This window comes from Orenia marismortui DSM 5156, from assembly GCF_000379025.1.
Classification (GTDB): Bacteria; Bacillota; Halanaerobiia; order Halobacteroidales; family Halobacteroidaceae; genus Orenia; species Orenia marismortui.
In genome coordinates, this window is the sequence record NZ_KB900617.1 from 203,665 (window position 1) to 218,610 (window position 14,946).

Sequence of the window (14,946 nt, forward strand, 5' to 3'; positions counted from 1 at the left end):
TTATAATATCCTCCTTAATAACAGACTACCTATCTTCAAGCTAAACCAAACAATAGCTAATATAATAAGAAAATTGATGATCTTGCCCCACAACTTTAATAATTTAGAAAATATAAAATTAGCAAAAGACTTATTGCGCCCTTTCTTTCTATAAAAAACAAATAAAATAATTAATATACATACTATTAAAACTCCTAATTCAAACAACTCTAGTTTCATTACTCCTCCTCTTATTACTATAAAAAAGCTGTCACTTTTACTTAGCTTGTTAATAATTAACTACAACTATGTTATTTTCTGTTGATTTAATCGATGATGTTATTAAATATATCTTCTTTTTCTTATTATCTACAGCTATGTGATGTAAATAATTTTTAAATTTAATATTATTCTTTAAATTATAATCTTCGGTAGAAAAAATAGAAATAGTTTTATTATCAGAAATTATAAATAATAGTTTTTCTATCTCATCTATATAGAAATCTTTTGGGTATGCCTGAGTTACAAAGGTATTTTTTAACTTTAAATCAAGATTTGCTTTGAGAACGAACTCTTTTACATAATCAAGATATTCATTTATATTGTATAGATAATAGTTATCGTTAACTTTTAGTCCTACAATACTCTGAATAGAATCAATTGCTAAATTTTTAATTGGCTGATCAAAATCATTTAATTCATATAATAAAACATCACCAAAAATTTCATCAACCACTAAATACTCATCCCCAATAGCTTTTATATCTTCACCATTAACTAATTCTTCTCTTCTTCTAAGCTTAAATTTCCCTTCAACTTTTCCAGTTAGAATATTAAACTTAATTAAATTATAAGCACCTTCAGTATTTAAATAAATATAGTTATCACTAATTGTTATATCTTTGATTTGATTATTAAAAAAGTGACTTTTTTTGGTATAATTATTTAAATTAACTTGTAGTAAATTCTTACTTTTGGAAGATATTAAGAAAAGAAAATTATTATCTTTACTTAAAAACATCTTCTTAGGACTTATTGATAATTTAATTTCTTTAATGATTTTCTCCTTATTGCTATCTAAAACTAATAATTTATTATTGCTCATATCACTAACATAAACCTTTGGTCTAATAGGATCAGTAAGAATATCCGAAAGTAAATTCCTAGTCTCAATCTCCTTTACACCAGCTTGCCAAGTCTTTAGAACCTTTTCATTGCTCAAAGAAAAATATCCATACCTATTAATTACCATGATTTGATAAGTATATACTTGAGATGGATCAACTTCATAATCTATATAAGAATGTTGTCCTTGTGAATCAATTTCAGCAATAACCTGAGGCTTATCATCTATATATGTATTCTTACTTCTGAATATCTTATATGCATAAAAATCATTCTCCAAATATTTTGACCACTCTATCTTAATTCCTGACTCTACAGATTTAGTGGTTATTTCCTTCAATACAACCCTCTCAGGATAAGCCCCTTTTACAGAAAACGGAAAATTATAAGTGCTTTGGTTTCCTAACTTATCACTTATAACTACATTAATATTGTAGTCTCCTGGAGTTTGTGGAGAATAATAGACAGCCTCATTCCCATCTTGTGATAAAAATTGGCCTCCATTTGTAGTCCATTGATATCTTATATTCTGACTAAAATTTTGGGCTAATTTAATCTTAAATTTCACTCTACTATTGCCTATAAGATAACCCCTTTGATGATAAAATTCTGAATCAACTATAAAATCACCTACAACCAAAGGATCTCTACATCCTAAGATAAATATTAAAACTAATAAAATTATAAGTAACTTTTGATTACTTCTGTTCATCAAAATAATACCTGCCCTTATTAATATATTCTACTTTCTTATTTATTCTATATTCTTTTTAATTTTCCTTTAAATTTACTTATTTATCTTCAGAAACGCTTTCTGGATCAATATGTACTAATACCTCTTTTACACTCGGGTGTACTTTTTTTATCTCATCTTGCACTTTAACACTAACTTGATGCCCTTCTACAACTGTTAAATCATCAGGAACTACTACTGCTAGATCAACAAATAATCTTGGTCCATAAGCCCTTAATTTAATATCACCGACTTTGATTACGTTTTCTAAATCAGAAACTTGTTTTTTTATCCTTTGCATTTTCCCTTGACTAGGAACAGCATCCATTAATTCATCTATCGCATCTAAGAGTATTTCAAATCCAACTTTAATAATAAAAATAGCAACTATTAACCCTGCTATAGGATCCAAAATAGGATATCCCATCCTTGCACCAGCAGCACCAATTAAGGCTGCAATCGAAGAAATAGCATCAGATCTATGATGATGAGCATCAGCAATCAACGCTTTGCTTTCTATCTTTTTCCCTATCCTGACTGTATATTGATATAATAATTCTTTTACAACTATAGAGATTATAGCCACCCACAAAACTTGTTGACCTGGAATATCAATCTTAGCAGAAATTATATTATTTACTGTACTTTTAGCCAAAGCAAAACCTGTCATAATTAGAATTATACCTAACAATTTAGTCCCAATTGATTCTGCTTTGCCATGACCATATGGATGTTCTTCATCAGGTGGTTGCTGGGATATCTTAATACTAAATAGTACTATTGCCGTAGAAGCCACATCAGATATAGAATGAAAACCATCAGCTACTAAAGCTTTACTTTTAAAAAGAAATCCAACTATAACTTTTATAACTGATAAAATAACATTCAAAAACAAACCAATAAAGCTGACCTTTTTACTTATATCATACCTATTACCATATTCCATCACTTCACCTCATTTATTTACTATATAATAATACTTATAATTTATTAAAGTACTAACTATTTACAATCTATAGAAAAGTAATTTTTAACTTTATATTTAAGATATCACAATTACTATTCTTTATCAATATTTTAGTAAAAAAGCAGGTTTACAGTTTTATGGAATTAAATCCCTCATGACTAACCTCCTTAATAAGATCAATTAGAAATTTAAGATAATATATTTTTGATTAGCACTAAGAACTATTGTCTCTAGATTATTGCTATTAGAAATACATTTTTAGATAACAGTAGATTTATCACAACAATCCTTTTTGAAGAGATAAAAAATAATAAGGAGCAGATAAAATATCTAAGTATTTAAACTAACCACTCTAGAGATATTATACTTTATTAAGTACATAGCTTTATTAACTTGCTGAGATAATATAAATATAGATAATGAATTAACTTTATCATATTTGGTTGCCAAGAAGAAATATGATAAAATAGATATAATAATATTTTATGTATATATTGTGACCTTTTTAGGTGGTAGGAGTTAGGTTATAGGGAGTAGTAAGGTCTTCCTACCTCCCATTCCCTAACGCCTAACTCCGAAAGTGTCGTTTCATCTTCCCTTAAAGACATATTTAAAGTTTATTCTAGAGTTAAATGACTATAATTTAAATAATAAATATAAAGGAGGCTTATTCTTATAAAATGCTAAATCAAAACTTAAAAGCCAGTTTAGAAGAGATTAAAGGCTTAGATATACAATTTAATGAACCACTCAAAAAACATACCACCTTTAAAATTGGTGGACCTGCTGATATTTTTATAACACCCCATAATATCGAAAATTTACAAAAAGTACTAAGAAAAACTAAAGATTATGATTTAGAAATGTTTATTTTAGGAAAAGGTAGTAATGTTATAGTAGGTGATAAAGGCTTTAGAGGGTTAGTGATTAATACAGAAAAGCTAAATAAAATAGAAGTAGAAGAAACTACTATCATCTCAGAAACAGGAATTCTATTATCTGACGTATCCGAAAAAGCTTTTGAAGCTGGATTAACAGGTTTAGAATTTGCTAGTGGTATCCCTGGGAGTTTAGGTGGAGCAATCTATATGAATGCAGGTGCTTATGGTGGAATGATTAAAGATGTTATTAGTGAAGTAACCTGTGTCAACCATAATGGAGAAATAGTAGTACTTTCTAAAGAAGAGTTAAAACTCTCTTATAGACATAGTATCTTACAAGAAGAAAATTTAATAGCTGTTAAAGCAAAGATTAATTTAAAGTTTGGTAATAAAGAAGAAATTAAAGATATTATAAATGATTTAACTGATAAAAGATGGACTAAACAACCTATGGAAATGCCTAGTGCAGGTAGCATCTTTAAACGTCCTGAAAATCACTACGCTAGTGCATTAATTGATGAAGCAGGATTAAAAGGAACTAGAGTTGGTGATGCTCAAGTATCTAAGAAACATGCTGGCTTTATTGTTAATTTAGGCAATGCCTCAGCTGAAGATGTAAAAAATTTAATTAATTTAGTCCAAGAGAAGATATATAAGAAAAATAATATAAAATTAGAAGTAGAACCTAAATTTATCGGCGAATTTCATAAACATTAATAAAGAAGGTGGATTATTCAAATAATCCACCTTCTTTATTTCATTACTGTATTTATATGGTTATAATTTAAATTATTCCTTCTAAAATAGTCAAAGACTTGCCAATACATCTTCATTCTAGAAATAAAACCTTTAATTAAGCCTCTTTTCTCCTCTTTTGTTCTATGAGTTAGTCCTTTTAAAATAACCTTCTTCACCTTTAAAGACTTCTCTATAGCAATCTTAGTCAAAAACAATTCTGCACCAAATTTAGATGACTTTAAATCAGCACAACAATCCAATACATCTCTTTTTAAAGCTCTCTGACCTGTTAACCAAGGCGTTATTTTTTGAGCAAAATCTGTAGAATCTCTACCTTCAATAAAGACACCACAACTCATATCAAAGTCATCTAACAAAATAGGTTTGACTAACTCTTTAATATGATTGACTTCTAAGTTGACTAAATCTCCATCTAAAAATACTATTATCTCCGAAGTAGTATTATCTATACCTACAGACATCGCAGCACCCTTACCTATATTACTTGGTAAAGCAATAGTTTTAACATTATAATTTAATGCTTTTTGAACTGTACCATCTGTAGAACCATCACTAACTACTACTATTTCATTAAAAATATCACTTTTTTTAGCTGTTTTTATTACTTGACCAATTGTTTCTACTTCATTATAAGCCGGTATGATTAGTGAAATTTTTTTATTCATTAAAAAGACATCACTCCTTTTTAAGTAATATATTAAACTGCCACCCTTATTAATAATTGAAAAGGATGACAGCCAATATTGACCTTCAAAAAGATCAAATACTTATTTTAATTATTTTCTGTCTTCATTTCTTCTAATTTAACTGTAATTGGTTTTAAATTGCCTTCGTTATCCATAATTAATAATTTCAATTTTGAATTAATACCTTTTTTATTAATTATCTCTTGCAAATCACTCATATCTTTTATCTTTTGATGATCAGCTTCAATAATAATATTATTATTAGATAATCCTGCTTTATCGGCTGGACTATCCATAATAACTCTAGCAATTAATACACCATGTTCTACTGGCAGATTATAATAATTAATAATCTCTTTTGTTAATTTGCTACCATAAATTCCCAACCAAGGCCTTTTAACTCTACCATATTCAATTAAGTCACCAATTATATCTTTAGCTTTATTAACTGGAATTGAAAAACCAATTCCCTGAGCATCTCCAATAATAGCAGTATTAATACCAATTACTCTCCCTTGGCTATCTAATAATGGTCCACCACTGTTCCCTGGATTAATAGAGGCATCAGTTTGAATCAAATTCTCTAAAATATGACCTCTCTTACCAGTTCTAATCTCTCTACCTAAAGCACTTACAACTCCTGTAGTAACAGTATTACTAAACTCGATACCATAGGGACTACCAATAGCAATAGTCAACTGACCTACCTCTAACTTATCTGAATCACCCAATTTAGCTACTGGTAAGTCCTTACCTTCAATCTTAATTACTGCCAAATCATTTCTTGGATCTGACCCAATTAATTTAGCTTTAAATTTGCGTCCATCTGATAACAATACTTTTATCTTATCGGCATTATCAATAACATGATGATTAGTCAAAATATAACCTTCTTTATCTATAATAACCCCTGAACCAAGCCCCTTTCTTTCTTGAGGAACTGGATTATAAAAGAAATCTCGAACAATTTCAACATCCCGGGTCATAATACTAACCACCGCAGGTCCAACTTTTTTAACTGCCCTTTTAACAGCTTCTTCTTGTGGAATAATAATTTTATTTCTAACATCCTTATCTTGCTGAATTTCTTCTTTATCATTATTCCAAAAAGCATTAGCTGAATTATTAAATAAAGTAGTACCTAATAAAATGACAATTAGTAGTAAACAACTAGTAATTAATATAGATCTTCTTAAATTTTTCATAATTTAAGATACCTCCTATTTTCATATTTATTACTATTACAATTATTATAAGAAGTATTCTTGACGAAAATATGACGAATACAATAAATTTTAGAGTTTAATTTTTAATCATCAGCTAAAAGGCTAAAACCAAATATTGACCCTTCGCCTATCTTACTTTCTACCCAAACTTCTCCCTGGTGTTGACGAATTATCTCTCTAACAATAGATAATCCAAGCCCTGTTCCACCTCTATCTCTAGTCCGGGCCTTATCAACTTTATGAAACCTATTCCAAATATCATCTATTTCACCTTTAGGAATTCCTGGACCATTATCCTCAATCATCACTAAAACTCTATCATCTTTTAACTCCGAAGAAATTTTTATCTCTTCACCTTTAGGGGTAAAGTCAATTGCATTACTTACTAAATTAATCAATACTTGTTCCACTCTATCTCTATCTGCCAATACTAAGGGTAAATCTTTAGATAAATCAATTCTTATCTTTAGATCTTTTTCTTTGATTCTAGGTAATAAGTTTCTAATAGAACGCCTTATAACAGCTTTTAAATCCAATCTTTTTATATCCATTTTAATTTGGCCTAATTCAATTTGAGATAAATTTAATAAATCATTAACCAGTCTAATTAACCTTTTTACCTCTGTTAATACAATCTGATAATATTCTTCCTTATCAGCTTTGCTATCATACACTCCATCTCTTAAAGCCTTAACAAAGCCTTGTATTGAAGTTAAAGGTGTTCTTAATTCATGGGAAACATCTGCTACAAACCTACGCTGTAACTCCTCTTTATTTTGCAGGGAAGCAATGGTCTCTTGTAGTTTATCTGCTAAGTAATTAAAGGATGAAGCTAATTGCCCCACCTCATCATTAGAATTTATTTTTACTCTCTCATCAAAGTCACCATGAGCCATATTCAAAGATATCTTCTGCATCTTTTTTAATGGCTTAGAAAAACTTTTAGATAGGGTAAAGCTTAAAAGCAAAGTCAATATAATAGCAATAAAAGCTGCATATTGGATTAAATCTTTTAGATCACTTAAGGTGGATGTAATACCAGCTAAAGGAGAATAAACAAATACAGCTCCAATAACTTTCTTTGAAAATATAATTGGTACTGCCACAAATAGTACAGGCTCATCAAAGTAATTAGAAAAGCCTCGCTTTTTAACTATCTTACCCTGAAAAACCTGTTTTACCTCCTCTTTATTCAATCTAACTCCTTGTAATTCTTTCTGTTGAGTAGTTGCTAAAATTAAACCTTTAGAATCTACAATCCAGACATTACCTTCAAAAAAACGTTGTGAATTCCTTAAAAATGAGATGGTTTCATCATAATTTCCTTCATAAAGAGATTTCTGTACTAATTTAGATATCTTATTACCCTGATCAATAAATTTTTTCTCTGTACTATCATAATAATAACCTTTAACTAAATATGATAATAACCCTCCCAAAATAAATAGTGTAAATAAAATAATAATAGTAAATAGTATCATTAATTTACCTGATATTGTATTAATCCTCTTTAATAATTTCAAATTTGTATCCCACTCCCCAAACTGTATGAAAATATTTATACTTATCTAACTGCTCATCAATCTTCTTTCTTAACCTTTTAATATGTGTATCTACTGTTCTAATATCACCTATAAAATCAAACCCCCATACTCTATCTAATAAATGTTCTCTACTAAATACCTGCTTCTCATGCTTTGATAAAAAATAAAGCAAATCATACTCTTTGGGCGCTAATTCTAACTCTTGACCTTTTAAAATTACTTGATGTTTTTTATTATTTATCTTGAGGTTAGGAAAAACCAGATTTTCTCCATCCCTTTTTATATTTCCTGCTCTTCTTAAAATTGCTTTAACTCTAGCTACTAATTCATCTGGGTCAAAAGGCTTAGTTACATAATCATCTGCACCTATTCCTAAACCTTTTAATTTATCATCTTTTTCACCTTTAGCAGTTAACATTAATATAGGGATATTTGACTGTTTTCTAATCTCTTGGCAAACTTCCCACCCATTCATCTTAGGTAACATAATATCCAATATAATCAAATGTGGATTTTCTTCATGGAATTTATCTATTGCTTCTTGACCATTATTTACTACGATTACTTTATATTTCTCCTTTTTTAAGTAGACCTCCATTAGTCTACATAGATTTTTATCATCATCTACTACTAAAATCTTAAGTTCCATAATCTACCTCCCATATCTATTCTTTCATTTTTATTATATACAAGACGCTACCCTAGATGCAATAAAAGTATTCATCTCCATTAGCAAAAATAAGAAGAGGCTCCTATTAGGAGCCTCTTCTTATTTTTTTATTTTTTCCATTAATGTGGTAGATAATATCTTATTAGCTGCTATTATGGTAAGCTTAGCTTCTTTAGAAAAAGTAATAACTCTTCCTCCAGCCTCTTCAATAATTAAAGATCCTGCTGCTATATCCCAAGGTTTTAACTCTAATTCCCAAAAACAATCTAAACTTCCTTCTGCTATACAACATAGATCTAATGCCGCACTACCAGTTTTACGCACCCCTCTTACCTCTTTAATTATTTTATTGAAATAATTAATATTTTCATCTGGATCTTTATCTCTATAATAAGAAAGATCAGTAATCAATAAGGATTCATCTAAGTGCTTAGTTGTGGATACCTCTAATCTTTTCTGCCCTACAAAAGCCCCTTCTCCTTTAAGAGCATAATATAATTTTTTTAAACTTGGCAAATAAACTACTCCTACAATAGTATCACCTTTATGTTTTAAAGCTACAGATATAGCAAATAAGGAAAAACCATGAGCATAATTAGTTGTTCCATCTAAAGGGTCTATGATCCATTTATACTTTGAGTCTCTCTCTTTAACACCACTCTCTTCAGATAAAATTGAATGATCAGGATATTCCTGATTTATATAATCCATCAATATTTCTTCTGATAGTTCATCTACTTCTGTAACTAAATCATTCTTATTTGACTTTGTTCTAACCTTTAGATTATCATTCAATTTTTCTAGTTGTAATTCTCCTACTTCTCGCACCCATTTTTTTACTTTCTTTAATACCTCTTCTCTATCTATAATTTCACTTCCTCCTTTCAGAAACTTGAGATCTATTAATCAAATTTGAAATTAATCTTCTACTTTCTGATTATAAACAGGGGAAGAATCTTTTAAATCTATATACAAGAAACCATCAGTATTTAAGCTTGCTAACATAACTTTAGAAATATCATTTATTCCAGATTTTCTAAGTTCATTATATAGCCACTTAAAATCTAAGTTATTCTGCTTTAAATTCTGCTCTAATACTTCACCATCTTTAATGATCTCTGTAGCTATTCCCTTGTAACTTGTCTCCAAATTCAGATCAGTCGGTGTTACAGGAACAAAGGGGGTCTTCTTTAAAACACTTAACTTACCGGTAGATTCTAAAATAGCAAATTCTACTTCATTTAAATTAAAAACTCCTTTGTCCCTTAATTGCATTTCTAAATGGTCTAAGTTATATCTAGCCTTTAGCATATTCTTTTCTAGTATCTTTCCATTCTGAATTATCACTACCGGTTCCCCTTCGATTAATTTTCTAATTCTTAAACTCTTAATTGTTAGATAACTAAGCCCAATAGTAGATATAGCTAATACAACTGGTGCTAATAGAACCCAAATACCTCTAATTGCATTTACAATATAAGCACCAGCTACTGTACCTATTGTCACTCCAGTTACAAATTCAAAAAAAGTAATTTGTGATAATAATTTACGACCAATCAATCTGGTTAATACTGCTAATAAAAGAAAGACAACTACTGATCTCCAAATAGCTTCCAAATATTCTGACATTAAAAACTCACCTTATTCATTTCTTTTTAATTATTATTTGCTTAATTTCTATTTCCTATTATTTTACTTATATATAAATCAAAGCAGGTGATAGTTAACTATCACCTGCTTTGATTTATATTAGCTTCATAATTCTATTCTCTATTATGATGTGGTCTTTCACTTACTGCTTTAGCCGCATTAATAACCACTCGATAAACATCCATCTTAGTTTGTGTACTAGAAATATCTACACTATCAATTACAACACTACCATTCTCACTACCTGCATACCGTGGTCTCAGATTATTAAGAGCTAATGCTATAATATCATTTTGACATTGTTCACAGTCACATAAGTCTTCTCTTTCACTTAACAACTCTTTAACCATACTTTTGACTTCTGCTTCTACTAAATTTTTACTTGCCAATTTTAAATCCTCCCTCTCATCAATTATTACTTGTTTATATTATTTAGATCTCATTTAAATTAATATCATTTCATTATTAATATTTCTAGATTATTATTCAAAGCCCTTTACTCAAAAATAAAAAATCTACTTTAAGTATAAAGCGACAGAACAAGTTACTAGTTACTGAAGTGTAACTTTATTATCCTATAGATACATATTTAGATTTCATTCTAAAGTTGGATAACTATAAAGATTCCTATATTACTACTCCATATTGCAAAACTTAAACTACTTTAATCTAAGAATAATATGTCATCTTATTTAAATATATTTATTTATTAATAAAGAATACATAGATGCTGATAATTAACAAGAGGATTTGCTAATTATTTTTAGAAGTTAATAAGTTGAGAACAAATTAGAAAGGAGTATCAAATGAAGAAATTAATCGTAGCATTAGTCGCACTAGTATTTATCACAACTATAGCAACAACAAGTTTTGCAGAAAATTCTATATCCTTTGAAATTTTAGAGTCTGATACATCTTACAAATCCTTGGGTGGAGAGTTTATGATAAAAGATCATTGGTCTTTTTTAGGAGACTATACTTTTAGCAGAATCGATCAATATAGTATAGGACTCCGAATTAATAAGTTAAATCTATCCATAATGAATAATATATTTAATAGTGAAAAATTATCTGCTCAATTAGGTTTAGGATATAGTTATGGTTCAGCAAATTTATCTTCTAATTACTTTCCAGATATGAATGTTTCTTCTCGGGAACATGGATTAATTTTAGCCGGAAATGCTGAAGTAGACTTAGATGATAGATTATCTCTATTTGGAAAAATAAATTATATTCCAAAAGCTAAGTTAGAAGGAAAAATAGAAAATAACGAAACCGTCGATGAAATTTCAGATAGTATTAAAAAGTATGAAGCAAAAATAGGACTAAAATCAAAACTTGCCGAAAACCTAACAGCAAGACTAGGGTATAATTTTACTCGATATCTAGATAATATTAATTCAGGTTATGTAGATCCAAATAATTTAAAACTAAAAGAAAATTTCAATCATAATCAATCTGGGATATTCCTAGGATTAGAAAGCAATTTTTAGGCTCACAAAAACATTTGCAATCCAGGCTTTCTAACTATATAACTCATTTACTAAAAAAGTATCTACCTTCAGAGGTAGATACTTTTAGTATATATGCTTATTATTTAACTAATTTTAACGGAACTTTAATAAAGTCTTCTACTTCTTTTTGATCAGCAATTTTCTGAGCTGTCTCTACTGCCATCTCTCCAATTAAGCTTGGTTGCTGAGCAACAGTGGCATCTATCTTGCCATCTTTAACAGCTTGTACTGCATCATCAATAGCATCAAATCCTACTATGATAATATCTCTTCCTGTAGCTTCAATTGCTTCCATAGCACCTAAAGCCATTGAATCATTATGAGCAAATACTGCATCAATATCTCTTTGTGATTGTAAGATATTTTCCATAACTGTCATACCCTTAGCCCTATTAAAATCAGCAGGCTGACTAGCTACAACTTCTATATTGTTATATTTATCAATTCCTTGATTAAATCCTTTTCCTCTATCCCGGGCAGCAGATGTTCCTGCAATACCTTCTAACTCTACTACTTTTCCTGCTTTATTAATCTTTTCAGCTATAAAGTCAGCTGCCATTTCTCCTCCTGCTACATTATCAGAAGCAATATGAGCAGTAATCTCACCACCATTAGCACCTCTATCAACTGTAATGACTGGAATATTACTATTATTAGCTGATTCAATTGCAGTTACTACTGCGTCACCATCTACTGGGTTAACTACCAATACATCAATACCTTTCATAATTAAATCTTCAATACTACTTAATTGTTTAGCTGCATCATCTTGAGCATCTACAGTTAATACATCAAAATCTAATTCTTCTGCTTTAGCTTCTAATCCTTTTTTCATATCCACAAAGAAAGGGTTATTCTGAGTAGAGACTGCAAAGCCTATTTTTAACTTACCATCATCTTTAGCTCCATTCTTAGCACACCCAAACAATCCCATAGCCATCAAAAGTACTAATCCTAATGTTACTAATTTCTTAAACATTAATTATAACCCCCTTGAAATATTTTGTAATTATATTTTTATGCTTCATTGTAAAATCAAATTGAACAAAATAAAAATAGCCATAGGGCACCAAACTGTAATATAATTAAATCACCACAAAGTAACCAATTACAGGAGGGTGCACACTATGACTTACTTAAATGATACACCAAAATCCCGAAAAAATAAACACTTAAATGCTTATGAACGTGGTCAAATTGCATTATTACATTCCGAAGGAATGAATCCAAATGCTATTGCAAAACGTTTAGGTAGAGCTTCTAATACGATTAGAAACGAGCTAAAACGTGGTACAGTTTCTCAAATTAAAGCTAATAAAAAGGTTATGGCTTATTATCCTGACACTGGTCAAAGAGTTTATGAATCTAATCGCAAAAATTGTGGTCCTAAGTTTAAGCTTTTACAATGTGAATACTTTATTGACTATGTTGTGGAACAATTCTACCAAAAAGGACATTCTCTTGATGCTATATGTGGTGCAGCAAAACTTCATAATAAATTTTCAAAGTCAGAAATGGTGTCTACTAAGACGCTGTATAACTATGTTAACGCTGGATTATTGACAATCAAAAACATTGATTTACCCTTAAAGCTTAAACGCTCTTCAAAAACAAATCGTACTAAAAATAATAAAAAGAAGCTTGGTATAAGTATAGATCAACGCCCTGAAAGTATTAATAATCGTAGTGAGTTTGGTCACTGGGAAATTGACACTATGATAGGCAAAAAGACTAAAAATGAATCAGTTTTACTTACTATGACAGAACGTATGACTCGTAAAGAAATTATTCGTAAAATCCCTGCCAAGACTGCTCAAGCAGTTCAAGATGCTATTTTAAAGCTCGTTAATGAAGCAGGAGATTGTTTTCCAAAAGTATTTAAAAGCTTCACTTGTGATAATGGCTCTGAGTTTGCTCAAATGTCATTTTTAGAGCAAATTAGTGATACTAAAGTATACTTTGCACATCCATATTCATCATGGGAAAGAGGAACTAATGAGCGTCATAATGGTCTTATAAGACGCTTTATCCCTAAAGGTAATAGTCTAAACCAATTCTCTATTGAATCTATTGCTAGAGTCCAAAACTGGTGCAATACTTTACCAAGAAAAATCTTAGATTACCTAACCCCTGATGAAATATTTGAAGATAAATTAAAACAAATTCTTTATGACTAAATAACCAAATTATTACAGTTTAAAAATGTTCAATTTATTATTGCAATTTAAGATTATATTTTTATTTAAAAAGAGATTAATTTAATCTCTTTTTTGACTTCTTGTATCTAAGAAGATTGCAATCAGAATTACTGCACCTTTAGCAACTAACTGGTAAAATGAAGATACATTCAATAGATTCAATCCATTATTTAAAATTCCAATGATTAAAGCACCGATAATCGTACCAACAATTCCACCTTGACCTCCTGCTAAGCTAGTCCCACCTAACACTACAGCTGCAATAGCATCTAACTCATAACCTGTACCTGCTGTAGGTTGTGCAGAATTCAAACGAGAAGCTAGAATAATACCACTAACTGATGCTAAGAAACCACTAATAGCATAAACTCCAATTTTAATCTTATCAGTATTTATCCCAGATAATTCAGTCGCTTTCTCATTACCACCAATAGCATAGACATATCTACCAAAAGGAGTCTTCTTTAAAACAACATAACTAACTGCTAATAAAGCAAACATAATAATTACTGGTACTGGAACCCCTAAAAGATGCCCAGTTCCTAAGAACCTAAAAGCTTTATCAAAACCCGAAATTGGTCTACCATTAGAATAAATCAAAGTCAAACCTCTAGCAATAGTCATCATCCCCAAAGTAACTATAAAGGGTTGCATCTTGCCTTTAGCTACTAATATACCATTTAATAAGCCTAATAATGTCCCTACACCAATGCCAACAATTAAAACTAAGGCAATATTCATTCCACTAGACATTAATCCTGCTGTAATTACTGATGATAAAGCCAAGACTGAACCTACAGATAAATCAATTCCACCAGTTAAGATTACAAAAGTCATTCCTAATGCCAAAACTGCATTTATAGAGACCTGTCTAGTCACATTCATTAAATTATGAACTGTTAAGAAATATTCACTTAAAAAACTCATTACAATTATAAGACCTATAAGTCCAATAGCTGACTTAAATTTAGCAGCTAGCTTGATTATTTGAGATTCTTTACTCTTTGCTGTCAA

Annotated in this window: 15 protein-coding genes; 3 read left to right on the forward strand and 12 right to left on the reverse strand. The window is 29.7% G+C overall.

What is annotated here, in order from left to right; genetic code table 11:
* From OREMA_RS0100890 to OREMA_RS0100900, 3 genes are all read right to left on the reverse strand, one after another.
* Positions 1 to 219, reverse strand: coding sequence for a cytochrome c oxidase subunit II (locus tag OREMA_RS0100890; RefSeq protein ID WP_018247397.1), 219 nt, complete (start codon positions 217 to 219; stop codon positions 1 to 3).
* Between the two features lie 49 nt (positions 220 to 268).
* Positions 269 to 1,816 (reverse strand): PKD domain-containing protein, encoded by a 1,548-nt coding sequence (locus OREMA_RS0100895; protein ID WP_018247398.1) that lies wholly within the window; start codon positions 1,814 to 1,816, stop codon positions 269 to 271.
* A 79-nt stretch (positions 1,817 to 1,895) separates the two neighbouring features.
* Positions 1,896 to 2,783 (reverse strand): cation diffusion facilitator family transporter, encoded by an 888-nt coding sequence (locus OREMA_RS0100900; protein ID WP_018247399.1) that lies wholly within the window; start codon positions 2,781 to 2,783, stop codon positions 1,896 to 1,898.
* A 701-nt stretch (positions 2,784 to 3,484) separates the two neighbouring features.
* Here OREMA_RS0100900 and murB point away from each other — a divergent pair.
* Positions 3,485 to 4,402, forward strand: a complete 918-nt coding sequence (murB, locus tag OREMA_RS0100905; protein ID WP_018247400.1) for a UDP-N-acetylmuramate dehydrogenase — start codon at positions 3,485 to 3,487, stop codon at positions 4,400 to 4,402.
* A gap of 35 nt (positions 4,403 to 4,437) precedes the next feature.
* Here the strand turns inward: murB and OREMA_RS0100910 are convergent, their stop codons facing one another.
* The 7 genes from OREMA_RS0100910 to OREMA_RS18100 all read right to left on the reverse strand — a co-directional run bounded on the left by OREMA_RS0100910 (position 4,438) and on the right by OREMA_RS18100 (position 10,609).
* Positions 4,438 to 5,109 (reverse strand): glycosyltransferase family 2 protein, encoded by a 672-nt coding sequence (locus tag OREMA_RS0100910; protein ID WP_018247401.1) that lies wholly within the window; start codon positions 5,107 to 5,109, stop codon positions 4,438 to 4,440.
* Between the two features lie 107 nt (positions 5,110 to 5,216).
* The gene (locus tag OREMA_RS0100915; protein ID WP_018247402.1) at positions 5,217 to 6,335 is read right to left on the reverse strand and encodes a S1C family serine protease; all 1,119 of its coding nucleotides are present in this window, start codon (positions 6,333 to 6,335) and stop codon (positions 5,217 to 5,219) included.
* A gap of 104 nt (positions 6,336 to 6,439) precedes the next feature.
* Entirely contained in the window at positions 6,440 to 7,879 is a 1,440-nt protein-coding gene (locus OREMA_RS0100920; RefSeq protein WP_018247403.1) for a sensor histidine kinase, read from the reverse strand.
* Positions 7,857 to 8,549, reverse strand: a complete 693-nt coding sequence (locus tag OREMA_RS0100925; protein ID WP_018247404.1) for a response regulator transcription factor — start codon at positions 8,547 to 8,549, stop codon at positions 7,857 to 7,859. The genes OREMA_RS0100920 and OREMA_RS0100925 overlap by 23 nt, the downstream gene beginning before the upstream one ends.
* A 120-nt stretch (positions 8,550 to 8,669) precedes the next feature.
* Complete coding sequence (locus tag OREMA_RS0100930) at positions 8,670 to 9,473, reverse strand: inositol monophosphatase family protein (protein WP_322785786.1); 804 nt, start codon at positions 9,471 to 9,473, stop codon at positions 8,670 to 8,672.
* Positions 9,474 to 9,488: 15 nt separating this feature from the next.
* Positions 9,489 to 10,199 carry a YetF domain-containing protein gene (locus OREMA_RS0100935; protein WP_018247406.1) on the reverse strand — a complete coding sequence of 237 codons (711 nt, stop codon included), beginning with the start codon at positions 10,197 to 10,199 and terminating at the stop codon, positions 9,489 to 9,491.
* A 134-nt stretch (positions 10,200 to 10,333) separates the two neighbouring features.
* Entirely contained in the window at positions 10,334 to 10,609 is a 276-nt protein-coding gene (locus tag OREMA_RS18100) for a late competence development ComFB family protein (protein WP_018247407.1), read from the reverse strand.
* 417 nt (positions 10,610 to 11,026) lie between these two features.
* On the opposite strand from OREMA_RS18100, the gene OREMA_RS0100945 reads away from it, so the two are divergent.
* The gene (locus OREMA_RS0100945) at positions 11,027 to 11,713 is read left to right on the forward strand and encodes an outer membrane beta-barrel protein (protein ID WP_018247408.1); all 687 of its coding nucleotides are present in this window, start codon (positions 11,027 to 11,029) and stop codon (positions 11,711 to 11,713) included.
* A 100-nt stretch (positions 11,714 to 11,813) separates the two neighbouring features.
* Here the strand turns inward: OREMA_RS0100945 and rbsB are convergent, their stop codons facing one another.
* Complete coding sequence (gene rbsB / locus OREMA_RS0100950) at positions 11,814 to 12,713, reverse strand: ribose ABC transporter substrate-binding protein RbsB (protein ID WP_018247409.1); 900 nt, start codon at positions 12,711 to 12,713, stop codon at positions 11,814 to 11,816.
* Between the two features lie 148 nt (positions 12,714 to 12,861).
* Between rbsB and OREMA_RS0100955 the strand changes: the two genes are divergently transcribed.
* Positions 12,862 to 13,911 (forward strand): IS30 family transposase, encoded by a 1,050-nt coding sequence (locus OREMA_RS0100955; RefSeq protein ID WP_018247410.1) that lies wholly within the window; start codon positions 12,862 to 12,864, stop codon positions 13,909 to 13,911.
* Between the two features lie 81 nt (positions 13,912 to 13,992).
* Here the strand turns inward: OREMA_RS0100955 and OREMA_RS0100960 are convergent, their stop codons facing one another.
* The gene (locus OREMA_RS0100960; RefSeq protein WP_018247411.1) at positions 13,993 to 14,946 is read right to left on the reverse strand and encodes an ABC transporter permease; all 954 of its coding nucleotides are present in this window, start codon (positions 14,944 to 14,946) and stop codon (positions 13,993 to 13,995) included.

Excerpts from the sequence above, each read along its gene's own strand:
- OREMA_RS0100935 (WP_018247406.1), bottom strand. The coding sequence starts at position 10,199 with ATGTCAGAATATTTGGAAGCTATTTGGAGATCAGTAGTTGTCTTTCTT.
- OREMA_RS0100895 (WP_018247398.1), bottom strand. The coding sequence starts at position 1,816 with ATGAACAGAAGTAATCAAAAGTTACTTATAATTTTATTAGTTTTAATA.
- OREMA_RS0100945 (WP_018247408.1), top strand. The coding sequence starts at position 11,027 with ATGAAGAAATTAATCGTAGCATTAGTCGCACTAGTATTTATCACAACT.
- rbsB (WP_018247409.1), bottom strand. The coding sequence starts at position 12,713 with ATGTTTAAGAAATTAGTAACATTAGGATTAGTACTTTTGATGGCTATG.
- murB (WP_018247400.1), top strand. The coding sequence starts at position 3,485 with ATGCTAAATCAAAACTTAAAAGCCAGTTTAGAAGAGATTAAAGGCTTA.
- OREMA_RS0100925 (WP_018247404.1), bottom strand. The coding sequence starts at position 8,549 with ATGGAACTTAAGATTTTAGTAGTAGATGATGATAAAAATCTATGTAGA.
- OREMA_RS0100890 (WP_018247397.1), bottom strand. The coding sequence starts at position 219 with ATGAAACTAGAGTTGTTTGAATTAGGAGTTTTAATAGTATGTATATTA.
- OREMA_RS0100915 (WP_018247402.1), bottom strand. The coding sequence starts at position 6,335 with ATGAAAAATTTAAGAAGATCTATATTAATTACTAGTTGTTTACTACTA.
- OREMA_RS0100900 (WP_018247399.1), bottom strand. The coding sequence starts at position 2,783 with ATGGAATATGGTAATAGGTATGATATAAGTAAAAAGGTCAGCTTTATT.
- OREMA_RS0100955 (WP_018247410.1), top strand. The coding sequence starts at position 12,862 with ATGACTTACTTAAATGATACACCAAAATCCCGAAAAAATAAACACTTA.
- OREMA_RS0100910 (WP_018247401.1), bottom strand. The coding sequence starts at position 5,109 with ATGAATAAAAAAATTTCACTAATCATACCGGCTTATAATGAAGTAGAA.